At 68.3% G+C, this 24,024-nt stretch carries 25 protein-coding genes; 10 read left to right on the top strand and 15 right to left on the bottom strand.

The window, feature by feature from the left end; genetic code table 11:
* Positions 1-7 precede the first annotated feature (7 nt).
* Positions 8-562, bottom strand: a complete 555-nt coding sequence (locus WJ12_RS33715) for a hypothetical protein (protein WP_059559182.1) — start codon at positions 560-562, stop codon at positions 8-10.
* A gap of 405 nt (positions 563-967) precedes the next feature.
* Here WJ12_RS33715 and WJ12_RS33710 point away from each other — a divergent pair, with 405 nt between their 5' ends.
* From WJ12_RS33710 to WJ12_RS33700, 3 genes are all read left to right on the top strand, one after another.
* Entirely contained in the window at positions 968-2,284 is a 1,317-nt protein-coding gene (locus WJ12_RS33710) for a lipase family protein (RefSeq protein ID WP_049036782.1), read from the top strand.
* Between the two features lie 191 nt (positions 2,285-2,475).
* Positions 2,476-3,606: a 3-deoxy-7-phosphoheptulonate synthase gene (locus WJ12_RS33705; RefSeq protein WP_059559179.1), complete on the top strand. Its 1,131-nt coding sequence runs from the start codon at positions 2,476-2,478 to the stop codon at positions 3,604-3,606.
* A 383-nt stretch (positions 3,607-3,989) separates the two neighbouring features.
* On the top strand, positions 3,990-4,418 hold the full coding sequence (locus WJ12_RS33700) for a PRC-barrel domain-containing protein (protein WP_034187621.1): 429 nt from the start codon (positions 3,990-3,992) through the stop codon (positions 4,416-4,418).
* Between the two features lie 61 nt (positions 4,419-4,479).
* Here the strand turns inward: WJ12_RS33700 and WJ12_RS33695 are convergent, their stop codons facing one another.
* From WJ12_RS33695 to dapF, 7 genes are all read right to left on the bottom strand, one after another.
* Positions 4,480-4,995 carry an Ohr family peroxiredoxin gene (locus WJ12_RS33695; RefSeq protein ID WP_034187847.1) on the bottom strand — a complete coding sequence of 172 codons (516 nt, stop codon included), beginning with the start codon at positions 4,993-4,995 and terminating at the stop codon, positions 4,480-4,482.
* Between the two features lie 23 nt (positions 4,996-5,018).
* Positions 5,019-5,774: an SDR family oxidoreductase gene (locus tag WJ12_RS33690; protein ID WP_034187622.1), complete on the bottom strand. Its 756-nt coding sequence runs from the start codon at positions 5,772-5,774 to the stop codon at positions 5,019-5,021.
* Positions 5,775-5,979: 205 nt separating this feature from the next.
* On the bottom strand, positions 5,980-6,984 hold the full coding sequence (locus WJ12_RS33685; protein ID WP_049034435.1) for a LysR family transcriptional regulator: 1,005 nt from the start codon (positions 6,982-6,984) through the stop codon (positions 5,980-5,982).
* Positions 6,985-7,094: 110 nt separating this feature from the next.
* A complete protein-coding gene (locus WJ12_RS33680) occupies positions 7,095-7,499 on the bottom strand; it encodes a cupin domain-containing protein (protein ID WP_059559177.1) in 405 nt (134 codons plus the stop codon).
* Positions 7,500-7,555: 56 nt separating this feature from the next.
* Positions 7,556-8,035, bottom strand: coding sequence for a carboxymuconolactone decarboxylase family protein (locus tag WJ12_RS33675; protein WP_059559175.1), 480 nt, complete (start codon positions 8,033-8,035; stop codon positions 7,556-7,558).
* A gap of 191 nt (positions 8,036-8,226) precedes the next feature.
* Positions 8,227-9,111: an RNA polymerase sigma-70 factor gene (locus WJ12_RS33670; RefSeq protein WP_059559173.1), complete on the bottom strand. Its 885-nt coding sequence runs from the start codon at positions 9,109-9,111 to the stop codon at positions 8,227-8,229.
* Complete coding sequence (gene dapF / locus WJ12_RS33665; protein ID WP_059559170.1) at positions 9,111-9,920, bottom strand: diaminopimelate epimerase; 810 nt, start codon at positions 9,918-9,920, stop codon at positions 9,111-9,113. Before dapF ends, WJ12_RS33670 begins: the two co-directional genes overlap by 1 nt.
* A gap of 272 nt (positions 9,921-10,192) precedes the next feature.
* Between dapF and WJ12_RS33660 the strand changes: the two genes are divergently transcribed.
* From WJ12_RS33660 to trhA, 3 genes are all read left to right on the top strand, one after another.
* On the top strand, positions 10,193-12,271 hold the full coding sequence (locus WJ12_RS33660; RefSeq protein WP_034187628.1) for a carbon starvation CstA family protein: 2,079 nt from the start codon (positions 10,193-10,195) through the stop codon (positions 12,269-12,271).
* Between the two features lie 12 nt (positions 12,272-12,283).
* The gene (locus WJ12_RS33655; RefSeq protein ID WP_006766647.1) at positions 12,284-12,490 is read left to right on the top strand and encodes a YbdD/YjiX family protein; all 207 of its coding nucleotides are present in this window, start codon (positions 12,284-12,286) and stop codon (positions 12,488-12,490) included.
* Positions 12,491-12,686: 196 nt separating this feature from the next.
* Positions 12,687-13,307, top strand: coding sequence for a PAQR family membrane homeostasis protein TrhA (trhA, locus tag WJ12_RS33650; protein WP_034187629.1), 621 nt, complete (start codon positions 12,687-12,689; stop codon positions 13,305-13,307).
* A 24-nt stretch (positions 13,308-13,331) separates the two neighbouring features.
* On the opposite strand, the gene WJ12_RS33645 is transcribed toward trhA, so the two are convergent.
* The 3 genes from WJ12_RS33645 to WJ12_RS33635 all read right to left on the bottom strand — a co-directional run bounded on the left by WJ12_RS33645 (position 13,332) and on the right by WJ12_RS33635 (position 15,648).
* On the bottom strand, positions 13,332-14,741 hold the full coding sequence (locus tag WJ12_RS33645) for an MFS transporter (protein ID WP_069246056.1): 1,410 nt from the start codon (positions 14,739-14,741) through the stop codon (positions 13,332-13,334).
* Positions 14,738-15,175, bottom strand: a complete 438-nt coding sequence (locus tag WJ12_RS33640) for a nuclear transport factor 2 family protein (RefSeq protein ID WP_059559167.1) — start codon at positions 15,173-15,175, stop codon at positions 14,738-14,740. Before WJ12_RS33640 ends, WJ12_RS33645 begins: the two co-directional genes overlap by 4 nt.
* A gap of 119 nt (positions 15,176-15,294) precedes the next feature.
* Positions 15,295-15,648, bottom strand: coding sequence for a DOPA 4,5-dioxygenase family protein (locus WJ12_RS33635; RefSeq protein ID WP_034187631.1), 354 nt, complete (start codon positions 15,646-15,648; stop codon positions 15,295-15,297).
* A 498-nt stretch (positions 15,649-16,146) separates the two neighbouring features.
* Between WJ12_RS33635 and WJ12_RS33630 the strand changes: the two genes are divergently transcribed.
* Positions 16,147-16,524, top strand: a complete 378-nt coding sequence (locus tag WJ12_RS33630) for a hypothetical protein (protein ID WP_034187632.1) — start codon at positions 16,147-16,149, stop codon at positions 16,522-16,524.
* A 94-nt stretch (positions 16,525-16,618) separates the two neighbouring features.
* Positions 16,619-17,107: a hypothetical protein gene (locus WJ12_RS33625; RefSeq protein WP_059559164.1), complete on the top strand. Its 489-nt coding sequence runs from the start codon at positions 16,619-16,621 to the stop codon at positions 17,105-17,107.
* Between the two features lie 163 nt (positions 17,108-17,270).
* On the opposite strand, the gene hpnH is transcribed toward WJ12_RS33625, so the two are convergent.
* Both hpnH and ispH read right to left on the bottom strand, forming a co-directional pair.
* On the bottom strand, positions 17,271-18,431 hold the full coding sequence (hpnH, locus tag WJ12_RS33620) for an adenosyl-hopene transferase HpnH (RefSeq protein WP_034187634.1): 1,161 nt from the start codon (positions 18,429-18,431) through the stop codon (positions 17,271-17,273).
* Between the two features lie 12 nt (positions 18,432-18,443).
* Positions 18,444-19,385, bottom strand: a complete 942-nt coding sequence (gene ispH, locus WJ12_RS33615; RefSeq protein WP_034187635.1) for a 4-hydroxy-3-methylbut-2-enyl diphosphate reductase — start codon at positions 19,383-19,385, stop codon at positions 18,444-18,446.
* A gap of 402 nt (positions 19,386-19,787) precedes the next feature.
* On the opposite strand from ispH, the gene WJ12_RS33610 reads away from it, so the two are divergent.
* Positions 19,788-20,975: a glycosyltransferase gene (locus WJ12_RS33610; protein WP_059559161.1), complete on the top strand. Its 1,188-nt coding sequence runs from the start codon at positions 19,788-19,790 to the stop codon at positions 20,973-20,975.
* A 94-nt stretch (positions 20,976-21,069) separates the two neighbouring features.
* Here WJ12_RS33610 and WJ12_RS33605 read toward each other — a convergent pair whose 3' ends face one another.
* Positions 21,070-22,455, bottom strand: coding sequence for a hypothetical protein (locus WJ12_RS33605; protein WP_059559157.1), 1,386 nt, complete (start codon positions 22,453-22,455; stop codon positions 21,070-21,072).
* 108 nt (positions 22,456-22,563) lie between these two features.
* A complete protein-coding gene (gene hpnA / locus WJ12_RS33600) occupies positions 22,564-23,571 on the bottom strand; it encodes a hopanoid-associated sugar epimerase (RefSeq protein ID WP_059559154.1) in 1,008 nt (335 codons plus the stop codon).
* A 154-nt stretch (positions 23,572-23,725) separates the two neighbouring features.
* Between hpnA and WJ12_RS33595 the strand changes: the two genes are divergently transcribed.
* Complete coding sequence (locus WJ12_RS33595; RefSeq protein WP_034187849.1) at positions 23,726-24,022, top strand: acylphosphatase; 297 nt, start codon at positions 23,726-23,728, stop codon at positions 24,020-24,022.
* Positions 24,023-24,024: the final 2 nt, after the last annotated feature.

The raw sequence follows: 24,024 nt of genomic DNA, 5'->3' as shown, positions 1-24,024 counted from the left end.
CGCCATTTCAACCCACGCTGATCCGCGTCGCACCTGCATCGACGAGCCGGAACAGCAGATCCTCGACGGCCGTCTCGGGCGCCGAGCCGAGATCCGCATTGACGCGCCACCCGTGTTCCGTGCGAACCGGTTCCGACAGGTAATGCACGATGCCGTGCAGCCCGACTTCGGCCGGATCGTTCTCGTCGTCGACATCGAACCACGCGAGGAACCACGTCTTGAACGCATCGGCCGCCGTGCTTTCGTCGAGACCGTCGGCCTCGATCACGACCCAGTCCCATACGAACGGGCGGACTGACACGGCTGCCATTTCGAGGTCGAACTCGAACGGGTCGAAATCGAGCTGCGTGGTCGAATCGATCATCACGGGCCGGCCGGCCGCTTCGCCTTCGGCCGCGATGGTGTCGGCGCGGCACGGCAGCGCGAGCGGCCCTTCAGTGGCGAGCGTGCCGTCGGCCTTCCGGTAGGCCGGCTCGACGATCACCGACGGTCGCGTGGCCGCTTTCGCGAGCAGATCGGCGTAGGGTTGGCGGATGGCACTGAGCAGTTCGGATACGGTCATCGTGGCGAGTCCGTGGGGCGGGGAGCGAACGGTTGCAGAGCAGGCGGTGGACGGCGCGGACCGCCTCCTGCGACGGGCCGCTTCGTTACCGGACAGCGCCGATCGTACGGTACCCCGGCAAAACGCGAACAGTCGGCCGAACGGCCGGTGCGCATGCGTCGGCCGGCGAGGGTTTTAGACGTTTACCTTCAAACAATCGAAAACGCGCGTCGAACGCGTTCGCGTTGTGCTTCAATGAATCCGGTTTGTACTCCTACTAAAACGACAGGTTCAGAACAAGCCGGATCATTCACTCACAGGAGACAGTCGATGGCACGGAAACGGTTTTGATGCGGCAGGCACGATGGTCTGCAATACCGCCGAACTTCCTTCGATGAAAGCAGGTTATCCCAGAGGCCCCCACCCATGTCCTCCAGACGACTCATGACCGTCGCGGCCGCCGTGTGCGCCGCGCTGGCCATCGCCGCACCGTCGGCCGGCGCCGCCGCGCCGACCGTGTCCGATCCGTTCTACACGTACACCGGCACCACGCCGCTGGCGTCGATTCCGCCGGGCACGGTGCTCAAGACGCGCAGCGTCACCTATCACGTGGCCGGCATTCCGACCGCCGTGACCGCGCAGCAGTTGCTGTACCGCACCAACAACGCGCGGAACCAGCCCGTCGTCAACGTGACGTCGGTGATTCGCAGCCAGGTCAGCAACGGCCACGCCATTTCGTACCAGTCGGCCTACGATTCGCTGAACCCGTACGACGAGCCGTCGCAGGTGATCGCCGGCGACCGCGACGTGACCAAGGTCATCAACGTCGGCACGCTGCTCTACAGCGCGGAATCGATCCCGCTGTCGACGCTGCTGCTGCTCGGCTACAACATCATCGTGCCCGATACGGAAGGCCAGACGGCAGACTTCGCGGCCGGCCCCGAATACGGGATGACGACGCTCGATTCGATCCGTGCGGCGCTCAATACGCCGTCGACCGGCCTGAATCCGTCGAGCAAGGTCGCGATGATCGGTTATTCCGGCGGCGCGATCGCGACGAACTGGGCCGCGCAGCTCGCGCCGAGCTATGCGCCCGACGTCAACAAGCAGCTCGTCGGCGCGGCGGAAGGCGGCGTGCTGGTCGATCCCGCGCACAACCTGCGTTACGTCGACGGCAGCATCGTGTGGGGCGGCGTCGCGGCGGCGGCGCTCGCCGGGCTGGTGCGCGGCTACGACTTCGACCTGACGCCGTATCTCAGCGATACCGGCGTGGCCGTGTTCAAGGACATCCAGAACCAGTCGCTCGCGTACATCCTGCCGAAGTACACGGGGCTGCGCTGGGGCACGCTGTTCAAGCCGCAATACGCGAACGACATCAACAGCATCCCGGCGTACGTGACGTATGCGAACAAGGTGAATGCGGGGCTGGCCGCATCGCCGACGATCCCGATGTTCATCGGCCAGGGCACGGCCGGGGCGCTCGACGGCACCTTCAGCAGCCAGGTGGGCGACGGCGTGATGCTCGCGTACGACGTGCGCGCGCTGGCGCAGAAGTTCTGCGCCAGCGGCACGCGGGTCACGTACACCGAGTATCCGCTCGAGCATGCGGGTGCGATCGTGCCCTGGGTGGCCGGGATGCTGCCCTGGCTCTACGACCGCTTCAACGGGAAAGCCGCGCCGAGCAATTGCTGGCTGACGTCGCTGCTGCCGAGCAACTCGCTGGCGCCCGAGACGTTGCATTAGGCGCGACGGCGTACGACTGCATGCATGGCCGGGCGATCTTTTTCGGGTCGCCCTTTTTTACGATGTTTTGACGTCGGTCGCGTGACCGGTGTGACGACTGTCCGCCTTCCCCTGCCGTCCCCCGCTGCCGCCTTCTCCGGGTGCCATAATCGAGCCTGCCCATCATTCCAGACGTCCCCCGGAGAATCACCATGCAGAACCTCGACAATCCTTCCCACGATCGCGAGGTAGGCAGCGCCGACGCGACGCAGGACACCACGCGCATCGACGACGTCCGCATCGGCGCCGTGCGCCCGCTGATTTCGCCGGCGCTGCTGCTGGACGAGCTGCCGGTGCCGGCCGGCACGCAGACGCTCGTCGAGGACACGCGCCGCGCGATCGGCGACATCCTGCACGGCCGCGACGACCGGCTGCTGCTCGTCGTCGGCCCGTGCTCGATCCACGATCACGACCAGGCGCTCGACTACGCGCGCCGCCTGAAAGCCGCCGCCGACGCGCTGAAGGACGACCTGCTGATCACGATGCGCGTCTACTTCGAGAAACCGCGCACGACGGTCGGCTGGAAGGGCTACATCAACGACCCGCGCCTGGACGGCAGCTTCCGCATCAACGAAGGGCTGCGCGCCGCGCGGCAGCTGCTGCTCGACATCAATGCGCTCGGCCTGCCGGCGTCGACCGAATTCCTCGACCTGCTGAGCCCGCAATACATCGCCGACCTGATCGCGTGGGGGGCGATCGGCGCGCGCACGACCGAGAGCCAGAGCCATCGGCAGCTCGCGTCGGGCCTGAGCTGCCCGATCGGCTTCAAGAACGGCACCGACGGCGGCGTGCAGGTCGCGTCGGATGCGATCGTCGCGGCCGCCGCGAGCCATGCGTTCATGGGGATGACGAAGATGGGGATGGCCGCGATCTTCGAGACGCGCGGCAACGACGACGCGCACGTGATCCTGCGCGGCGGCAAGACCGGCCCGAACTACGACGCCGAGCATGTCGAGGCATGCTGCGCGGTGCTGCGCAAGGCCGGGCTGCGCGAGCAGGTGATGGTCGACTGCTCGCACGCGAACTCGAACAAGTCGCACGACCGGCAGGTCGACGTCGCGCAGGATCTCGCGCGGCAACTGTCGCAGGGCGAACATCGGATCGTTGGCGTGATGGTCGAGAGCCACCTCGAAGCCGGGCGCCAGGACCTGAAGCCGGGCGTGCCGCTGAAGTACGGCGTGTCGATCACCGATGCCTGCCTGAGCTGGGCGCAGACGGAGCCGGTGCTCGACGTGCTGGCCGATGCCGTGCGGCACCGGCGCACCTATTCGCGGAATGCGTGACGCCGCGTGGCGGCGCGGCGCCGGCCGCGCCGTTCGAGGCGCCGCGAAGATCGGGGGGCCATCCGTGAGGTTGTCCTGATCGACGGGCATCGATGCCATTTTTCCGCGCCGCCCGCCCGGTCTGTCCGCACGATCATTGATCCTGATCCGGCTCGTCTGGCGTGTCACGTTGCACCCTGGGCGCACGATCCGCCGAATGCCGCTACCATGAAGCCGTGTCGCACGCTGCGGCCCGGCTGCGCCGGTCCGTCACGTACACATGGCGTGGCGGTGCGGCCGGCCGCCACGCGACCGACGAAGCGCGGGGCGCTCACCGATCAGCCGTTGCGTCCGCGCCGCTTCGTCCCCGGAATCAACAACAACCGAACCGGAGTGCAACGCATATGAAGTTTTACAAGACCCTCATCGCAGCAACCGTCCTCGCGTCGAGCGTCGGCGCGCACGCGCAGATCGCGGGCGCGCAGCCGATCAGCGTGACCGTCGAGCAGTCGCAGGCGCTGCTCGAAGGCTGGAGCGTGAAGAAGAGCGTGCTCGGCAAGACCGTGTACAACGACGAGAACCAGAAAGTCGGCAAGGTGCGCGACCTGATCGTCGCGCCGGACGGCTCGGTGTCGGCCGCGATCGTGTCGGCCGGCGGCTTCCTCGGCGTGGCCGCGCACGACGTCGCGGTGCCGATCGCATCGCTCGACGTGCGCAACGGCAACATCTACCTGCCGGGCGCGACGAAGGAAGCGCTGAAGGCCACGCCGGCGTTCCAGTACGCGAAGGTGCCGTCGCCGCCGAAGCCGAAGAAGCTCGACGAAAAGCACTGACCTGCGGTACCGGCGCGGGGCCCGCTGCGCGATGCGGCGGGCCCCGCGTTTTCATTTTCGCTCAGCGCTGCGATGTCTCGTCCGGCGGCGCAAGCGCCACGACGTGACTGATCCCTTCGTGCGCCATCTTCGTATACGGGCTGAAGCGCTCCGTATTGCGCACGAGCTCCGCCGCCACTGCGCGTTCGACACCCGGCAGCCGCACGCGAATGTTCGCGTTCAGCATGAACAGCCCGTCCACCGGATCGCGACAGAAGTCGATCGATGCGGACACCGATGCCCCGGCGATCGACACGCCCGCCCGTGCAGCCAGCAGGCTCAGCGCGCCGTGAAAGCACGCCGCATAGCTCGCGGCGAACAGTTGCTCCGGATTCGGGCCGTCGCCGGGCCCGCCGAGCGCGGACGGCAGGCGCAGCTCGACATCCAGGCGCCCGTCGTCGGAACGCGCGACGCCGGAGGCGCGGCCGTGCTCCGCCGTCCCGCCCGTGACGGTCACCGTCGTCGAGTACAGCGTTTGCGGTTCCCGACCGCGATACCGGTCGAGCAGCGAGAGGGGCGGCGGGCGCAGCGGCGTCATGGTGTGCGATCCGGCGGCGGCGTTCAGCGCGCGAGCGCGTTCTGCCGGAACCACGTGTCGAAGGTCGTCGCGCCGAGGCGCGCACCGGGCGCCGGCACGAGCGTGTCGTCCTGCAGCACCGCGCCGAAGTAGTCGGCGGCCGCATCCCGCGTCACCGTGCGCGCGTCGTGCGTGGCCGACAGAAAACGCTCGACCAGATCGGCGATCCGCACGCGCTCGGGGCCGCCGATTTCGGCGATGCCGTTGCGCGGCGCGTCGAGCGCGAAGTCGGTCACGGCGGCCGCGACGTCGTCGGAGGCGATCGGCTGGAAGTGCGCGGTGGTCAACCGCACCGTGTCGCCTTGCGCGCCGGCCTGAGCGATCGCCCCGACGAATTCGAAGAACTGCGTCGAACGCACGATCGTGTACGGCACGCCTGCCGCGCGGATCAGGTCTTCCTGGATGATCTTGCCGCGGAAATACGCGCTCTGCTGCAGTCGGTCGGTGCCGACCACCGACAACGCGACGTGATGACGCACGCCGGCCGCGCGCTCCGCGGCGAACAGGTTGCGCCCCGACGCCTCGAAGAACGCCTTCACGGCCGCTTCCTCGAATGACGGCGAATTCGCGAGATCGACGACGACCTCCGCGCCGGCGAGCGCGGCGTCCAGTCCCGCACCCGTGATCGTATCGACGCCCGTCGACGGCGCTGCCGCCACCGCGTCGTGGCCGCGTGCGATCAGGTTCCTGACGACCTTGCTGCCGATGAGGCCGGTACCACCAATCACGACGATTTTCACGATTGCTCTCCTTGAACGGGCGCGCGACATGCACGCCGCTTGAATGTGCCGAAACCGGCGCCCAGCGCGTTCGCGCGACGGGGCCTGGACCTTGCCGAGCGGTGCACCGCCGTATCGGCATGCCGGTCGAACAGCCCGCATCGTAGGCATGCGCCGCGCGATCCGCCAGCGTCCCGCAAGCCCTCATCATGTTGCCGCGAATGCATCAATCGATCGTCTCCAGCGGCGCGATCGTCGTCATCGTCGTTGGGCACTGCAGGTCGCGCGCACGCGTCTGCTCGATCATGTAGTCGATGAACGCGCGGATGCGCGTGGGCAGGTGCTTGCGGCTCAGGTAACAGAGATAGTGGCCGCCGTCGTCCGGCGCATGCTGACCGAGACAGCTCACCAGCCGGCCGTCGGCGAGCAGGTCGCACACCTGGTACGCGGGCAGTTGCGCGATGCCGAGCCCGTCGAGCGCCGCGCGCACGACGAGATCGATGTCGTTGAACGTGTGATGCGCGGCGAGCTGGCGCTGCTGCGTCACCCCGTCGATCCTGAATTCCCATTCCGTCACGCGGCCCGACGCGGTGCACAGGTTGATGCAGCGATGCCGCGCGAGTTCGTCGACGTGGCGCGGCAAGCCGTGCCGGTGCGCATACGACGGCGACGCGCAGACGATCATCTGCATCGGAATCAGCCGGCGCGCGACGATCGCGCTGTCCTCCATGCGACCGTCGCGAAACGCGACGTCGATGCGGTCGGCGGAGAAATCGGCCGGCCGGTCGTTCAACAGCAGGTCGAGCGTGATGTCCGGATAGCGTGCATGGAAATCGCGCAGCAGCGGGGCGATGACCTTGCGGCCGAAGCCTGGCGTCGAGCCGATGCGCAGGTGCCCGCTCGGCGGTCCGCTGCGCAGCTCGCGCATGTCCTCGAGCGCCTGCGCCAGATGCTCGATGCCGGGCCGGCAGTTTTCGTAGAAGAGCTCGCCTTCGCGCGTCAGCGACATGCTGCGCGTGGTGCGCTGGAACAGGCGTGCGTCGAGCCGGTCCTCGAGCCGTTGCACGTGACGGCTGACCGACGAGCGGCCGACGCCGAGGCGATCCGCGGCGCGCGCGAAGCTGCCCTCGGTGACGACGGCCAGGAACGTGACCACGCCGGCATAGCAGGTCGAGAAGCTGCGCGCGAATGGATCGTCGGCGTCGGGGCGGCGGATGGAGGTATCGGGCATGGAGGCGCTGGAATCGTGGTGTCCGTATGCGACTAGACGTTTCAGCGCTGCCGCCTGTGACACCGCCCGCCGCATTTTTTTCAAAAAGGTCGCGGCGGCGTGCGGGCCGGCTATTTTTCCGGCACGAGCACGGGCGCGCCCTTGTCCTTCAACAGCAGCACGATGAACTTCGCGGGTCGGGTCCGGCTCGCGTTGCGTCCGACCGTGTGCAGGTCGTCCGGACCCTCGTAGAAGGTCTGGCCCGGTTTCAGCGTGACGGGCTTGCCGCCCTTCACCTGCATCACGATCGACCCCTCGACGACGTAGACGAACGCGTCGGCGTGGTGGCGGTGAACGGGGTCGACCGCGCCGGGCGGGTACTCGACCGAGATCATCTGCGCTTCCTTGCCCGGGTAAGCGTCGAGCGGCTTCGTCATCAGCGGCGTGACGATGGCCGAGGGCGCCGCGCGAACGGCGCCGGTCGCGTGGGCCGCGACGACGAGCGCGGACGCGATCACGTGTTTCATGCGAATCATGGTGGCTTCCGGTGGGCCGCCGGCCGACGGCCGGCAGCGAGAGAGGGGGGCGGCCGTCAGGCGAGGTTGGCCTTGTCGAGCCCGAACGCCTTGTCGGACGAGCCCGGCACGGTCCGGAACGCGACGTTCGCGCGATTCCAGCCGTTGATCGCCATCACTTCGAACGTCAGGTCCGACAATTCCTTCTCGGAGAGCTGGCCGCGCACGCGGTCGTAGACATCGTCCGGCACGCCGTGCGCGGGCAGCGTCGTCAGCACTTCGGTCCATGCGAGCGCGGCCCGCTCGCGCGGCGAGAACAGCGTCGATTCGCGCCAGGTCGCCAGATGATGCAGGCGCAGTTCGCGCTCGCCGTGGATGCGCGCTTCCTTCACGTGCATGTCGAGGCAAAAGGCGCAGCCGTTGATCTGGGACGCCCGGACGGACACGAGATCCCGGATCGATTCCTCGATCGCGCTGCTGCGCAGCAGGTTGCTGAGTTCGAGGAGTTTCCGGAACAACTCGGGGGACTGTTGAATGTAGTCGAGACGCTGCGTCATGATTTCTCCTGGCGACGAAGAGGCTGGCCCGCATGGCGCGGGTGTCGTGGGCGGCAGGGCGCCGCGCGAAATCATCTTAGGGGTGTGCATCCGTGCGCGGTAGCCACGCACGGGGACGCATCGTGTTGCGCGCGCTGCACCAATCCGCGCTCGGCGGCGGGCGCGGTCGGCGCGGGCGCGCGATGCGCGCGTCAGCCGGCGGCGCAGGCGGCCGCGATGCGGGCGAGCTTGTCGGGATTGCGCTGCACGAGAAGCCGGACGATGCGCGTGCCGTCGGTCTCGAACGACATCGCCGCTTCGAGCTGCCCGTCGATGAAACGCAGCATTGCCCACTGGCCGTTCAGCACGACCGGCCGCATCTCGACACCGCTGCCGCAGCGCAACCACGTCGCATAGAACAGTTGAGCGATCCGCCGGCCGCCGACCATCGGTTTCGGGAAGCTCTGGACGTGGCCGCCGCCGTCGCCGATCAGCATCGCGTCCTCGGCGAGCAGCGCCTGGATCGACGGGAAATCGCCGTGCGCGAGCGCATGCGTGAACGTCTGCAGCAATCGGCGATGCGTTTCGTGCGGCACCGTGCGCCGCGGCTGGGGATCGTCGCGCAGCCGCGCTCGGGCCCGGCTGACGAGCTGCCGGCACGCGGCTTCGGACTTGCCGATCGCGTCGGCGACCCGGTCGTAGTCGAACTCGAAGATTTCGTGCAGCAGGAACGCCGCGCGCGCTTCCGGCGTCAGCCGTTCGAGCAGCAGGAGGTACGCGACCGACACGTCGTTCGCGCGCTCCGTCATTTCCTCGGGCGTTGCAGGCGATTCGCCGAGCTCCGGTTCCGGCAGCCAGATGCCCGCATAGTGCTCGCGCCGGAGCTTCGCCGCGCGCAGGCGGTCGATCGACGTGCGCGTCGTGACCGCGACGAGCCAGGCCTCGGGGTTCTCGATGCTGCCGCGCGCCGCGTCGTGCCAGCGCAGCCACACGTCCTGCACGATGTCCTCGGCATCCGCGACGGAGCCGAGCATCCGGTACGCGATCTTCTGCAGGCGCGGGCGCAACGCGTGGAAGGCTTGTGCGTCGTCGGTCATCACAGCCACACCCCGCTGAACCCGAACGTGACGGGCCCGCTCAGGAACACGCTGCCGGCGCCGTCCCATTGAACGGCGACGTCGCCGCCGTCGCACGTCACCCGCACGGTATCGTCGAGCAGCCCGCGCCGGATGCCGTTGACCGCCGCGCCGCACGAACACGAGCCGGACCCGAGCGGCACGCCGCCGCCGCGCTCCCAGATGCGAAGACGAATGTGCGAACGGTCGATGACCTGTACGACGTGCACGTTGGTTTTCCGCGGAAACAGCGGATGCGTTTCGATGGCCGGACCGAGCGCTTCGAGGTCGACCGCATCGACGTCGTCGACGAAGAACGTGCAGTGCGGATTGCCCATGCTGCACGCGGCCGGCGCGCCGGGCAACGGCAGCGTGAGCGTATCGACGGCTTCGGCGACGGGCACGTCCCGCCAGCCGACGCGCGGCACGCCCATCTCGACCTTGATCGACCCGTGCGCGTCGTACGCACACTGCAGGGGCCCGCGATTCGTGCGCAGCACGATCGACGCCGCGCCGGTTTCCCGCATCAGCTGCCACGCGACGCCGCGTGTCGCGCTGCCGCAGGTATCGAGCGTCGAGCCGTCGGGATTCCAGAACGCGACCTGTGCGGCCGCGTCGTCGCAGTCCGTCACCACCGCGAGCTGGTTGAAGCCGATGCCGCTGTGCCGGTCGCCCATGCGCCGCACGAGGTCGCGATCGAGGCGGGGCACGCGATCCCGATCCTGACCGCGCAGGTCGACGATGACGAAGTCATCGCCGTTTGCGTTCATCTTCTGAAATCGGATCGGCATGGCGGTTCCGGAATGGAGACAGGCGAACACTGTACGTGGCTCGCCGTCCACGATCAATCGCATGCCGGCCGATCGCCACGCAACCGGCATCTACGTAATTCTACGTAGTCGCGCATACGTAGTTATCCGCTTGTAAGCCGCCCCCGTCGCGCGGAATACTACGGCCCATCGTCGCGGCCTTTGCGAGGCCGCGGCACGACGCATCGACGTCACGTGTGCGCGGCCCCTGCGCCGCACGCCATCTAAAACCACATTGGAGACCAGGAGACGCCATGAATCGGGCTTCCAGTACCCTGCTCTGGATCGCGGTCGCGCTGCTCGGCGCGTTCTCGTTCGGCACCATCGCACTCGCACACGGCGAGCGCGTGAGTGCCCTCTGGATCGTGATCGCCGCTGTCTGCGTGTATCTGATCGCGTATCGCTTCTACAGTCGTTTCATCGCCAGCAAGGTCATGCAGCTCGACGGGCTGCGGATGACGCCGGCGGTCAAGTACAACGACGGCCTCGACTACGTGCCGACCAACAAGTACGTGCTGTTCGGCCATCACTTCGCCGCGATCGCCGGCGCCGGGCCGCTGGTCGGCCCCGTGCTCGCCGCGCAGATGGGCTACACGCCCGGCATGCTGTGGATCCTGGCCGGCGTCGTGTTCGCCGGCGCGGTGCAGGACTTCATCGTGCTGTTCATCTCGACGCGCCGCGACGGCCGTTCGCTCGGCGATCTCGTCAAGATGGAACTCGGCACGGTGCCCGGCGTGATCGCGCTGTTCGGCGCGTTCCTGATCATGGTGATCATCCTCGCGGTGCTCGCGCTGATCGTCGTGAAGGCGCTGACCAACTCGCCGTGGGGTACGTTCACCGTCGCCGCGACGATTCCGATCGCGCTGTTCATGGGCATCTATACGCGCTACATCCGCCCGGGCCGCATCGGCGAAGTGTCGGTCATCGGCTTCATCGGGCTGATGGCGGCGATCGCGTTCGGCCAGAACGTGGCCGCGTCGCCGACCTTCGCCGCATGGTTCACGTTCACCGGCACGCAGCTCACGTGGATCCTGATCGGCTACGGCTTCGTCGCGTCGGTGCTGCCGGTGTGGCTGCTGCTCGCGCCGCGCGACTACCTGTCGACGTTCCTGAAGATCGGCACGATCCTCGGCCTCGCGATCGGCATCCTGGTCGTCGCACCGGAACTGAAGATGCCCGCGCTGACGAAGTTCGTCGACGGCACGGGCCCGGTGTGGTCGGGCAACCTGTTCCCGTTCCTGTTCATCACGATCGCGTGCGGCGCGGTGTCGGGTTTCCACGCGCTGATCTCGTCGGGCACGACGCCGAAGCTGATCGACAACGAAACCAACGCGCGCTTCATCGGTTACGGCGCGATGCTGATGGAATCGTTCGTCGCGATCATGGCGCTGGTCGCGGCCTGCGTGATCGAGCCGGGCATCTACTTCGCGATGAACGCACCGGCCGCCGTGCTCGGCTCGACGCCCGAAGCCGTCGCGAACACCGTCACGCAATGGGGCTTCGTGCTGACGCCCGACATGCTGACGCAGACCGCGAAGGCCGTCGGCGAAACGACGATCATCGCGCGCGCGGGCGGCGCGCCGACGCTGGCCGTCGGCATGGCGCACATCCTGCACCAGGTGATCGGCGGCGAAGCGATGATGGCGTTCTGGTATCACTTCGCGATCCTGTTCGAAGCGCTGTTCATCCTGACGGCCGTCGACGCCGGCACGCGGGCGGGCCGCTTCATGCTGCAGGACCTGCTCGGCACGTTCCACCCGGCGCTCAAGCGCACCGAGTCGCTGCCCGCGAACCTCGTCGCCACCGCGCTGTGCGTGGCCGCGTGGGGCTACTTCCTGTACCAGGGCGTGGTCGATCCGCTCGGCGGCATCAACACGCTGTGGCCGCTGTTCGGCATCTCGAACCAGATGCTCGCCGCGATCGCGCTGGTGCTCGGCACCGTCGTGCTGTTCAAGATGAAGCGCGAACGTTATGCGTGGGTGACGGTCGTGCCGACCGCGTGGCTGCTGATCTGCACGCTGACGGCCGGCTGGCAGAAGATTTTCGACGCGAACCCGAAGGTCAGCTTCCTCGCGCACGCCGCGAAGCTGCAGGCCGCGGTGGATGAAGGCAAGGTGCTCGCACCGGCCAAGTCGATCGCGCAGATGAAGCGGATCATCTTCAACGACTACATCGATGCGGCGCTGGCCGGGCTGTTCATCTTCGTCGTCGTGAGCATCGCGGTGTACGGCGTGATCGCCGTGCTGCGCGCGCGCCGCGAGTCGAAGCCGACCGTGCGCGAGACGCCGTACGAAGCGATGCCGGCCGCGCAGGCGCTCGGCAGCGGACGTTAAGGGGAGGCCGCGATGTTCAGCGATCTTGGCAGCGACCTGCGCAGCGCGGGGCGTTACCTCGGGCAGGCGTTGCGGCTGATGGTCGGCCTGCCCGACTACGACACCTACGTCGCGCACATGCGCGACACCCATCCGGACCGCGAGCCGATGACGTACGAGGAATTTTTCCGCGAACGCCAGAACGCGCGGTACGGGTCGGGCGCCGGGAAGTGTTGCTGAGCCGGACTGTCCAGGCGGTTCGACGATCGTAACGGAAGCGCCGCGATGGCAGTCGCGGCGCTTTTTTCTTGGGCGGCCGGCGACGCACGTCGCGTGACGGCCGCTTCGCCGTTTGCCCGGGCGCAGCACGGCAAAATCCGGCCGCCGGTATCATAGGGGTCCCTCTTTTCCCCGATGGACCGCAGGAGAACACGTCGTGCATGTCGGTGAGCGTTTCAACAGCATTTCCCATCTCGTCGGCGCGGTGCTGTCGGTGGCCGGCCTCGTGGCGCTCGTGACGATGGGCGCGCTCGAAGGCGATCCGTACAAGGTGGTGAGCTTCAGCGTGTACGGCGCGATGCTGTTCCTGCTCTACGCGATCTCGACGCTGTATCACAGCGTGCGCAACCCGCGCCTGAAGGCGATCCTGCAGAAATGCGACCATTCGGCGATTTACCTGCTGATCGCCGGCAGCTACACGCCGTTCACGCTGGTGACGCTGCGCGGCCCGTGGGGCTGGTCGCTGTTCGGCGTGAGCTGGGGGCTCGCCGTGTTCGGCATCGTGCAGGAGCTGACGCTCGGGCGCCGCACGCGCATGCTGTCGATGATCCTGTACGTGCTGATGGGCTGGCTCGCGCTCGTCGCGGTGCGTCCGCTGATTCATGCGCTGCCGCCGGTCGGCACCGCCTGGCTCGTGGCCGGCGGCGTGATCTACAGCGCGGGGATCTACTTCTTCATCAACGACGAACGCATCCGCCACGGGCACGGTATCTGGCACCTTTTCGTGCTGGCCGGCAGCCTGTGCCAGTTCGTCAGTGTCGCGATGTATGTCGCGTGAGCGCGTTGTCTGCCGCGGAATGCGCTAGCGTCGCGTGGCGGCCGCCTGCAGGTGCGCGGCCGCTTCGCCGGTTGCCGGTGTCGGCCGCGTCGCGAACCGCCACGATACCGCGGCAAGCGCCGACAGCGCGATCGCCATGACCAGCGCCACCCGCATCGCGGCCGAAAACGGCTGCAGCGTCGCGATGCATGCACCGAAGATCGCCACGCCGAGCGCCGATCCGCTCTGCCGCGCCGCGTTCAGTGCCGCCGCCGCGACGCCGGCGCGGTGCCGGTCGATCGTCCCGAGCGCCGGTGACGTCGCGGCCGGCGAGATGAATCCCGAGGCGAAGCCGATCGCGAGCATCGGCGCGACCGCGAGCCACGCCGGTGTCGTCGCGCCGATGCCCGTCATGCCGAGCGCGCCTGCCGCATACAGCCCGAACGCCGAGCACATCGGCCCGCGCGTCCCGAAGCGCGCGACGATCCGCCCCGAACACAACCCGCCGAGCGCCACCATCGCGGTCATCGGCAGGAACGCGAGCCCCGTGTCGAGCGGGCTCGCGCCGCGAACCTGCCGATAGAACAGGCTGAGCACGAACAGCAGGCCGTAGAACACGAACGCCGACGCCATCGACACGAACGTCGATCCCGCGAACAGCCGGTTGCGGAAGAACGCGAGCGGCAGCATCGGTTCGCGGCGTCGCGCTTCGATCGCGACGAAGGCGATCCATGCGGCGACGCTCGTCGCGGCACCGCCGACGATCGGTGCCGAGCGCCAGCCGAGCGACGGGCCTTCGATCAGCGTGCCGATCAGCGCGGCGATCGCGACGGCGGCGGCGGCCTGTCCGGCCCAGTCGAACTGTCGCGACGCGTCGGCGGCGGCGCGCACGACCGTGCGGCCGAGCCAGATGCCGGCGAGCCCGAACGGCAGGTTCACGAAGAACAGGCTGCGCCATCCGAACAGGTCGACCAGCAGCCCGCCGATCAGCGGGCCCGACGCCATCGCGATGCCGCCGCAGCCCATCCACAGGCTGATCGCCGACGCGCGCGCGGCCGGTGCGGGGAAGGCGCGGTTGATCAGCGCGAGCGAACAGGGCACCAGCATCGCGCTGCCGACGCCTTGCAGCGCACGCGCGACGGCAAGTGCCGGAAGGGTCGGCGCGATGCCGCACAGCGCCGACGCTGCGACGAACACCGCGAGCCCCGCGACATGGACGGTGCGATCGCCGAGCCGGTCGCCGAGCGTGCCGCCCGTCAGCAGCAGGCTCGCGAACGCGAGCGTGTAAGCGTTCACTATCCATTGCAGGCCGGCCACGCGGCCGGCGAAGGTGTGCGCGATGTCGGCGAGCGCGACGTTGACGATCGACGCGTCGAGCAGCACGAGCGTGTAGCTCACGCAGGTCGCGGCGAGCACGCGGCGGGCCGCGGCCCGGTCCGGCACGGCGGCCGTCATGCGCGCTCGGGCGCCGGCGTGGCGGCCCGCAGCGCACTGAATCCGACCCATCCCCAGTACACGCGATGATGCGCGATCCGGCTGTCGCGCAGATCCATGACTTCGACGAGATCGACCTGATCGCCGTCCGGCGCGGCGCGCGGATACTCCCAGACGAGCTGGCGGCCGTTCGAGAAGAACAGCCCGGTCCGGTACCAGCGTCCGAGCGGGCTGCCCGGATTTTGCAGGCCGGCCGCGAAGAATGCCCCGATCGCGGCCTTGCCGTGCAGCACGCCCGAGCCGTGCGCGGGCAGCGTGACGACGACGAGCGGCGTTTCGAGCACCGCGTCGTCGGCATACAGCGCCATCAGCGCGTCGAGGTCGCGCGCGACGACGGCCGCGTGCCAGTCTTCATGGATGCGCCGGGCATCGGCGTCGGTGTCTGCGGGTGTCATGGCGGGTGTCCGGAAGCGTCGTGAGCGGAAACCCACTGTATGGGCGCACCGCCGCAGGACGTTTCACGTCGACCCGAAACGTGGATGCAGCCTCGGGAAGGCTGCGCCGCGGGCCGCCGTTACCCGGTGAGCGCGTCGAGATTCAGCCCATACGACTTGCCGAGCCATACCGCGCAATCGCGATGGTCGCGCAGGTCGTCGCCGGTATTCGGATGCAGGAAGATGTCGAGTGCGCCGTGGTTCAGCACGAGCCACGGCACGATCTCGTCGAAGCGCGCGGCATCGAACGCGATCTGGTACGACCAGGCCGGATGCGGACCGACGAGGCGCTCGTGAAAGCGGCCGAGCTCGATGACCGCGCCGAACCGTTCGTCGACGACCTGGCGAAACGCCCAGGCCGCGTCGCGGCTGGCCGCATCGAAATAGACGTGCGCGTGCCAACTGTCGATGGCGGTGGTGTCGAGGGCAGCCATGGAAGGACTCGATGAAAATGGGAAGGTATGAGAGACCGTGCGAAACGAAGCGAATGGCCGATGCGTGATTATCGCGCGTCCCTGCCGGGCACGTCGTGTGGCGATCCGGCGATTCGGTGCCGATGACTTGTCCTGTGTCAGAAGAACCGTTGGTCCGATGCAATCGTTTCCGCGCTATCCGCATGCGCGATATCACGCCGGGACCCTTGCCGGCAGGTGCGCACGCCACGAGCGCGCCGGCAACACGTCATTTCGGAAACTGAAAAAGCGGCGGGCGTGCCGCCTGCGATCGGGCGCAAAAGCGCGATCAGGTCGTTGAATGAAATAGAGAAATTCCCGTGCGAAGCGATTCGCGAATGGCGCGCGCGCACACCGGATTCCGAAGCCGAAAATATCCATTGCGGAATCGGCTATTCAAGCGGCATGCGGCACGACATACGATGGTTTCAACGCATCGACGATCACGATCGATGCGGGGACAACCATCTGGAGGCCACTATGCGATCCCTCGTTCCCGTTGCCGTTCTTTCCTGCGCACTCGTTGCGCTGCCCGCCGTCAGCTTTGCGCAGTCGGCCGGCCCCGACTGGTCGTCGTATGCCGCGCAGTCGACCTGGTCGGCGGCGCGTGCCGAAACCGACGCGCAACTGATGCAGATGACGCGCGCCGGCTATCGTGCGACGTCGGTCGGCAACCAGAACTATCCGCTTGCGATGCAGCGCGCGCTCGCACGCGTTCACAATCCGGTGCCCGACCGGTCGCGCGAGGAGCGGGCCGCGATGGAAGCGCGCGCCGCGCGCGACGCCCAGAGCGGTCATCCGGTGAAGGCGTTCTTCGTGAAGACCGCGTTCTACCTGAAGGGCGAGAACACCTTCTGATGCGGGAGACGATCATGGGATGCCCGATCCGCTCGACCGGCGTCGCGCGTGCGGCGTTGCCGCGCGTTGAAGTGCCCGCAAGCGGGCACGAAGCATGAAGGCCGCACGCAAAAACCGTCGTCGCGTGCCGTTGACGCGCGAGTGGCTGCTGCCGCTGCCTCCCGCGCATGCACGCGACATCTCGCTGAAATGCCACATGGCGCTCGTCGCGTTGCGTGGCGGGCACGGCAACGAGGCGCTGCTGACGCGGTTGCGCACGAGCGTCTACCTGGTGTTCCTCGCGCTCGACGATACGCGGTACGCGGAAGCGGACATCGACCTGTGCGTCGACGCGGAGCGGGCGCTCGAAGCGAGTGTGGCGCGCGCGGCGCAAAGCGGCGCATGGACGCTGCACGATGACGAATGCGCGGTGCTCGAGCGCGTGCTCGCCGCGCACGACACCTGCGTCGCGACGCTCGCGCGGCATCGGCTGGCCGAACTGTGGCGTGATGTCTGCACGTTCGCGTCGTGCGGCCAGCCGGCGCTCGTTGCGAGCGCGGCGGAGAAGATGCGCGCCCACGTGCCCGACTCGCTGGCCGCGTAGCATCGTGCAGCGGTTTCGCAGGGAGGATGGAGGAGACAGGGCTGGCCGAGCCGGCACGGCGACGGCGTAACGCGGCCCAAAACAAAAGCGCCACGGAGCGAATCCGTGGCGCTTTATTTTTATCACCTGCGCGGAGGCACCGCCTCCGCGTGGCGCAACGCGTTTAGGCGGCCGTTGCCGGCTTCGCCGGCTTCTGCAGCTTGCCCTTGCCGGCGCGCTGGATTTCCTCGAGCTTGATCTCGACGTGGCGCGAGAACACGTACTCGGCCGGACGCTGCTTCGCGATCGAGATGTCCGGGGCGAACGGGCCGTCGGTCCGGATGCCCTTGCGGCTCACCTTCAGCGCCTTCAGCGGGTTCGAGATCGTGTCCATCACGGCCGTTGCCTCGAAGCCGCAGTGGACCATGCAGTCCGCGCACTTCTCGTAGTTGCCGACGCCGTAGTTGTCCCACTCCGTGGTTTCCATCAGTTCCTTGAAGGTCTTCACGTAACCTTCGCCGACCAGGTAGCACGGCTTCTGCCAGCCGAACACCGTACGCGCCGGGTTGCCCCACGGCGTGCACTTGTACGTCTGGTTGCCGGCCAGGAAGTCGAGGAACAGCGACGACTGGCTGAACGACCAGCGCTTGCCGCCTTCGCCGCGCTTCAGGATTTCGCGGAACAGGTTCTTCGTCTTGTCGCGGTTCAGGAAGTGCTGCTGATCCGGCGCGCGCTCGTACGCGTAACCCGGCGACACCGTGATGCCGTCGACGCCGATCGGGCCCAGCGTGTCGAAGAACTTCGCGACGCGCTCCGGCACCGCATCGTTGAACAGCGTGCAGTTGATGTTCACGCGGAAGCCGCGGCGCTTCGCTTCCTTGATTGCCGCGACGGCCTTGTCGTACACGCCTTCCTGCGACACCGAGTGATCGTGCGCTTCCTTGTCGCCGTCGAGGTGGACCGACCAGACGAAGTACGGGCTCGGCGCGTAATCGTCCATCTTCTTTTCCATCAGCAGCGCGTTCGTGCACAGGTACACGAATTTCTTGCGCTTCATGATGCCCTTGACGATTTCCGGCATCTCCTTGTGGAGCAGCGGTTCGCCGCCGGCGATCGACACGACGGGCGCGCCGCACTCGTCGACGGCCTGCAGGCATTCCTCGACGGACAGGCGCTGGTTCAGGATCGGATCCGGATAATCGATCTTGCCGCAGCCGTTGCACGCGAGGTTGCAGCGGAACAGCGGCTCGAGCATCAGCGCGAGCGGATAGCGTTTGTTGCCGGACAGGTGCTGGCGCACGATGTACGCGCCGACACGGACTTGCTGGAGCAGCGGAATAGACAAGGGATGTCCTCCTTAAACTTCGCGGGCGACGGCTTGCGTGAGCTTCGCCGGCAGCTTGAATTCGACTTTTTCCTCACGGCCCGCCATCGTCGCGACATCGACGGGCCCCAGCGCGCGCAGCGCGCCGATTACATCCTCGACCATCTCTTCGGGCGCCGACGCGCCGGCCGTCAGGCCGACCGTCTGCACACCCGCGAACCATTCGGCCTTCACTTCCGAGCCGTCGGCGACGAGATAGCTCGGCACACCGCTTTCGGTGCCGATCTCGCGCAGGCGGTTCGAGTTCGAGCTGTTCGTCGCACCGACGACGAGCAGCACGTCAACCTGTTCGCTCAGCTCGCGCACGGCGGCCTGGCGATTTTGCGTGGCGTAGCAGATGTCGCGCGTGTCCGGGCCGACGATGTCGGTGAACCGGCGCTGCAGCGCCTCGATGATGCCGCGCGTATCGTCGACCGACAGCGTGGTCTGCGTGATGTACGCAACCGGCGTGTCGACGGGCAGCGTCAGCGTATCGACTTCGGCTTCGCTCTGCACGAGGATCACCTCGGCCGGAATCTGGCCGATCGTGCCCTCGACCTCCGGATGGCCCGCGTGGCCGATCAGGATCAGCCGGCGGCCCGCCGCGACGTACTGGCGGCCCTGCACGTGCACCTTCGTGACGAGCGGGCAGGTCGCGTCGAGCACGTCGAGCCCGCGCGTTTCCGCGTCGCGCTCGACCGTCTGGGCGACACCGTGCGCGCTGAAGATCGCGACAGCGCCGTGCGGCACCTCGTCGAGTTCCTCAACGAATCGTGCCCCTTTATTACGCAGATTTTCTACGACGTGCCGGTTATGCACGATTTCATGACGCACATAAACCGGCGCACCGTGCTGTTGCAGCGCGCGATCGACGATTTCGATCGCACGGACAACCCCCGCACAAAAGCCGCGGGGCTGGGCAAGGATGACTCGCATAGGTGAGCGAACTCCGACGACAGACGCCGGGGTTCGAGGAGCTGGCACTCGCTCGCTCGCCCCGGCTTGATGTTATGAAGGCAGGAACGAACCGGCCGGCCAGGCCCCGGAACCCCGAATTAATCGCACATTTTAACCCTATCGCGCCGTCCGTGCTTTGGTGCTGTATCGGCGCTGTTGCAATTGCGGGAGAGCCGCGTCGGCGCTGGCGCGCGCGGAACCCGGTAAACTGCGCGGTTTCGCGGGCGGCCGCTCCGGCTGCCCGGCGTCGCGCTCATTTCAAGGCCATTCGATGACCGTCGATTCTCACGCATATTGCCCGTCCGCCCGTGCGGTGTCGGGTGTTTTGATCCTGACCCCCATTGATATCGGGCATGCCGGCGCCCGGCAGGAGGCGTGCCGATGATGCTGGCGATCGCTTTCCTGGTGTCCGGCCTGTCGCTCGTGATCTGGATCGTGCTGCTCGTCGCGCGCGGCGGCTTCTGGCGCGCGGTGCCCGCGCGGCCGCTGCCGCCCGAGGCGCGGGGCGCCGAGGCCGAGGCCGGCTGGCCGGCCGTCGTCGCGGTCGTGCCGGCGCGCAACGAAGCCGACGTGATTGCTCGCGCGGCGACTTCGCTGCTCGAGCAGGACTATCCGGGCGACTTTCATCTGATCATTGTCGACGACCACAGCGACGACGGCACCGCCGACGCGGCGCGCGCGGCGGCGCTCGCGATCAACCGCGCCGACCGGCTGACCGTGCTGGCCGCGAAGCCGCTGCCGGCCGGCTGGTCGGGTAAGGTGTGGGCACAGTCGCAGGGGATCGCCGCGGTGCAGACGCTCGGCCTGCCAGCCGACTACCTGCTGCTGACGGATGCCGACATCGGCCATCCGCCCGACGCCGTCGCGCAACTGGTCACGCGCGCACAGGCCGAGCAGCGCGATCTCGTGTCGCTGATGGTGCGGCTGCGCTGCGATTCGTTCTGGGAAAAGGCGCTGATTCCGGCGTTCGTGTTCTTCTTCGCGAAGCTGTACCCGTTCTCGTGGATCAACAACCCGCGCAACCGGACGGCCGGCGCCGCCGGCGGCTGCATGCTCGTGAAGCGCACGGCGCTGGAGGAAGCGGGCGGCATCGAGTCGATCCGCGGCGCGTTGATCGACGATTGCAGCCTCGCCGCGCAGATCAAGCACCGCGGCAGCGGCCGCCATCCGATCCGTCTCGACCTGGCCGATCGCAGCGTGTCGCTGCGCCCGTACGACAGCTGGCGCGACATCTGGAACATGATCGCGCGCACCGCGTTCACGCAGCTGCACTATTCGCCGCTGCTGCTGGCCGGCACGCTGCTCGGGATGACGATCATCTATCTCGTGCCGCCCGCCGCGGCGCTCGCGTACGGCGCGGGGGCGTGGCCGGCCTGGCTCGCGTGGGCGTCGATGTGCGCCGCGTATGCGCCGATGCTGCGCTACTACCGGCGCTCGCCGCTGTGGGCGCCCGCGCTGCCGCTCGTCGCGCTGTTCTACGTGGGCGCGACGTTCGCGTCCGCGTGGCGCTACTGGCGCGGCAAGGGCGGCCAGTGGAAGGCGCGCGTGCAGGCGCCGGTGGAGCGCTGAGGATCGGCCGGGAGGCGCGCCTCCCGGCAGCCGGAAAACGAACAGCCCGATCGGTGAACCGGTCGGGCTGTTGCGTTTTGGGGCGGGCGGCGGCTTACCGCTGCGTCAGCATCATGTACATCTGGACCACGACGTCCGGCGAGAACGTGAACGGCACCCAGCCGTAGCCCGTGTGGCGGGCGACCAGCAGGCGGTCGCCATTCGACTGCTTCTGCACCGCCATCATCGGGTTCTTCGTCGTCACGAAACGCCAGCCGGCCGGGATCCCGGCCGGCGGCTCGGGCTGCATCGACGCGCGCGCATGCGCGAGTTCCTCGATCAGCTGGCCCAGTTGCTCCGGATGCAGCGTGATCGACTGGCCGTTGATGGTCAGCGTCAGTTCGTTCTGGGACGGGCGCGCGACGTGCAGCGTCGCCTTGTCGGCCGGTGCGGCGGCCGTGTCGGTTTCAGCGGCGGATGCGGCTTGGGCCGCTGGGACGATCGCGGTGTCGGCCGCCGTCGCGCCGGCAACGTCGGCCGTTTCGGCCTCGGCCGGTGCCGCTGCGCTCACGATCGGTTCCGCCGGCGTCGGTTCGACGACCTCGGCCGCCACGGCCGGGGCGGCCACCGCGTTCGTCGCGGCTTCCTTGACGACGGCCTCGACCAGCGCCTCCGCGTCGGCGATGGCCTTCGCGTGGTGCTGCGCGGCCGCTTCGGCTTGCGCGATCGCTTCGGTATGGCGCTGCGTGACGGCCTCGGCCGCGGCGGTCGCGTCGGCATGACGCTGCGCGGCCGCTTCGGCCTGCGCGATCGCTTCGGTGTGGCGCTGCGTGACGGCTTCGGCCTCGGCGGCCGCATCGGCATGACGCTGCGCGGTGGCTTCGGCTTCGGCGATCGCCTGCGTGTGACGTTGCGCGAGCGCTTCGGCTTCGGCGATCGCGGCCGTGTGGCGCCGTGCAGCCGCTTCGGCTTCGGCGGTCGCTTGCGCGTGACGTTTCGCGGCGGCTTCGGCTTCGGCGGTCGCGGCCGCATGACGCTGCGCGGCCGCCTCGGCTTCGGTTGCCGCGGCGTGATGGCGTTGCGCGGCGGCCTCGGCTTCGGCGATCGCGGCCGCGTGGCGCTGCGATGCGGCTTCGGCATCCGCGTGACGCTGCGCGAGCGCTTCGGTCAGCGCGGTGGCTTCCGCATGGCGCTGCACGGCCGCTTCGGCCTGCGCGGCGGCATCGGTATGACGTTGGGCGGCGGCCTCGGCGGCAGCGGTTGCGTTGGCGTGGCGCTGCTGCGCGGCTTCGGCGTCGGCGGCAGCGGCCGTGTGGCGCTGCGCGGCGGCCTGCGCTTCGGTTTCCGCGGCGGCGTGACGCTCGGCCGCGGCCCGGGCTTCCGCCGCGGCGGCGCGCGCGAAGGCTTCCGCGCTGCGGGCCGCCTGCTGCGCGGCGTGGTGATCGTGGAGGAGCTGATCGACGCCCGTGGCGAGCGAAGCGATCTGATCGTTCAGGTTCATGCGTGTCTTCTCTGCGTAAGACCCGCGATTTTAACCGCTGCGCGGATGTCGGTCCGCGCGGGTCGTGTAACAAAGTGCGCAAGGCGGCGCGCCGCGCGCCGCTTTGTGTTACTTCAGGTAGCCCGCCGAGCCGAACCAGTCGAGCGCGTCGCGCAGCCCTTCGCGGTACGGACGCGCACGGTAGCCGAGCTCGCGCTCGGCCTTCGCGGACGTGAAATACATCTTGTTCTTCGACATCCGTAGCCCGTCCACGGTGACGAACGGCTCCTTCTTCGTGAACTTCGCGACCGCTTCGGCGCCGACCGCGAGCGGGTACAGCGGCCAGCGCGGCAGCGCGATCGTCGGCGCCTTGCGTCCCGTCATCTGCGCGATGTCGGCGAGCATCTGCTGCAGCGGCAGATTCTCGCCGCCGAGGATGTAGCGCTCGCCGATCCGGCCGCGCTCGAGCGCGAGGAAGTGGCCGTGCGCGACGTCGTCGACGTGCACCAGGTTCAGCCCCGTATCGACGAACGCGGGAATCTTGCCGAGCGCGGCCTCGACGATGATGCGGCCGGTCGGCGTCGGCTTCACGTCGCGCGGGCCGATCGGTGTCGACGGGTTGACGATCACGGCCGGCAGCCCTTCGTCGGCGATCATCCGCTCGACCGCGCGCTCCGCGCGCACCTTGCTGCGCTTGTACACGCCGATCGCCTGCTCGGCCGTGAGCGGCCGGTTCTCGTCGGACGGATCGCCGGCGCTCGTCACCTTCAGCGTCGCGACGCTGCTCGTGTAGACGATCCGCTCGACGCCCTCCGCGCGGGCCGCGCGCATCGTCGAGACCGCCCCCTCGAGGTTCGCGCGTTCGATTTCGTCGGGATCGGGCGCCCACAGCCGGTAGTCGGCCGCGACGTGCAGCAGGTAGCGCACGCCGCGCAGCGCGGCGCGCATCGACGCCTCGTCGCGCATGTCGCCGGTGACGATCTCGGCATCGAGATCCGCGACGTTCGTGCGCGGGCTGGTCGGGCGCACGAGCACGCGCACCGCATAGCCTTTCTGCTGCGCGATGCGCGCGACGGCCGAGCCGACGAAGCCGGACGCGCCGGTGACGAGAACGAGATCGCGGGAGGTATCAGTCATGCGTTTCCTTCAGGGCCGCGCGCGGGCGGCGCGGCGGTTGAGCATCGGCGAGATTGTACGTGGTCGGCGCACGCGGCGACGCCTGGCCGGCGCGTGTGCGAAGCGGCCGGCGCGACTACAATGCCGGGCTTGAATGCAACGGGAGGGCGACGCGATGAGCCGCAATGAACTGGACGAACGGATCGAAACCTACTACGTGCGGGTGCGCGGCGTCGTGCAGGGCGTCGGCTTCCGTCATGCGACGGTGCGCGAGGCGCATGCGCTGAAACTGCGCGGCTGGGTCGCGAATCTCGAGGACGGCAGCGTCGAGGCGATGATCCAGGGCCCCGGCGCGCAGATCGACCGGATGCTCGCGTGGCTGCGTCATGGGCCGCCGGCCGCGCGCGTCACCGAAGTGACGTTCGAGGAGCGCCGGACCGAGCGGCGCTTCGAGCGTTTCCAGCAGCAGTAAGC

Source organism: Burkholderia seminalis (assembly GCF_001718535.1).
Classification (GTDB): Bacteria; Pseudomonadota; Gammaproteobacteria; order Burkholderiales; family Burkholderiaceae; genus Burkholderia; species Burkholderia seminalis.
The sequence above is the reverse complement of the archived record's forward strand: the minus strand, read 5'-3'. Positions and strand labels throughout refer to the sequence as shown.

Coding starts and splice junctions, on each gene's coding strand:
- WJ12_RS33715 (WP_059559182.1), bottom strand. CDS start 562: ATGACCGTATCCGAACTGCTCAGTGCCATCCGCCAACCCTACGCCGAT.
- WJ12_RS33710 (WP_049036782.1), top strand. CDS start 968: ATGTCCTCCAGACGACTCATGACCGTCGCGGCCGCCGTGTGCGCCGCG.
- WJ12_RS33705 (WP_059559179.1), top strand. CDS start 2,476: ATGCAGAACCTCGACAATCCTTCCCACGATCGCGAGGTAGGCAGCGCC.
- WJ12_RS33700 (WP_034187621.1), top strand. CDS start 3,990: ATGAAGTTTTACAAGACCCTCATCGCAGCAACCGTCCTCGCGTCGAGC.
- WJ12_RS33695 (WP_034187847.1), bottom strand. CDS start 4,995: ATGACGCCGCTGCGCCCGCCGCCCCTCTCGCTGCTCGACCGGTATCGC.
- WJ12_RS33685 (WP_049034435.1), bottom strand. CDS start 6,984: ATGCCCGATACCTCCATCCGCCGCCCCGACGCCGACGATCCATTCGCG.
- WJ12_RS33680 (WP_059559177.1), bottom strand. CDS start 7,499: ATGATTCGCATGAAACACGTGATCGCGTCCGCGCTCGTCGTCGCGGCC.
- WJ12_RS33675 (WP_059559175.1), bottom strand. CDS start 8,035: ATGACGCAGCGTCTCGACTACATTCAACAGTCCCCCGAGTTGTTCCGG.
- WJ12_RS33670 (WP_059559173.1), bottom strand. CDS start 9,111: ATGACCGACGACGCACAAGCCTTCCACGCGTTGCGCCCGCGCCTGCAG.
- dapF (WP_059559170.1), bottom strand. CDS start 9,920: ATGCCGATCCGATTTCAGAAGATGAACGCAAACGGCGATGACTTCGTC.
- WJ12_RS33660 (WP_034187628.1), top strand. CDS start 10,193: ATGAATCGGGCTTCCAGTACCCTGCTCTGGATCGCGGTCGCGCTGCTC.
- WJ12_RS33655 (WP_006766647.1), top strand. CDS start 12,284: ATGTTCAGCGATCTTGGCAGCGACCTGCGCAGCGCGGGGCGTTACCTC.
- WJ12_RS33645 (WP_069246056.1), bottom strand. CDS start 14,741: ATGACGGCCGCCGTGCCGGACCGGGCCGCGGCCCGCCGCGTGCTCGCC.
- WJ12_RS33640 (WP_059559167.1), bottom strand. CDS start 15,175: ATGACACCCGCAGACACCGACGCCGATGCCCGGCGCATCCATGAAGAC.
- WJ12_RS33635 (WP_034187631.1), bottom strand. CDS start 15,648: ATGGCTGCCCTCGACACCACCGCCATCGACAGTTGGCACGCGCACGTC.
- WJ12_RS33630 (WP_034187632.1), top strand. CDS start 16,147: ATGCGATCCCTCGTTCCCGTTGCCGTTCTTTCCTGCGCACTCGTTGCG.
- WJ12_RS33625 (WP_059559164.1), top strand. CDS start 16,619: ATGAAGGCCGCACGCAAAAACCGTCGTCGCGTGCCGTTGACGCGCGAG.
- ispH (WP_034187635.1), bottom strand. CDS start 19,385: ATGCGAGTCATCCTTGCCCAGCCCCGCGGCTTTTGTGCGGGGGTTGTC.
- WJ12_RS33610 (WP_059559161.1), top strand. CDS start 19,788: ATGATGCTGGCGATCGCTTTCCTGGTGTCCGGCCTGTCGCTCGTGATC.
- WJ12_RS33605 (WP_059559157.1), bottom strand. CDS start 22,455: ATGAACCTGAACGATCAGATCGCTTCGCTCGCCACGGGCGTCGATCAG.
- hpnA (WP_059559154.1), bottom strand. CDS start 23,571: ATGACTGATACCTCCCGCGATCTCGTTCTCGTCACCGGCGCGTCCGGC.
- WJ12_RS33595 (WP_034187849.1), top strand. CDS start 23,726: ATGAGCCGCAATGAACTGGACGAACGGATCGAAACCTACTACGTGCGG.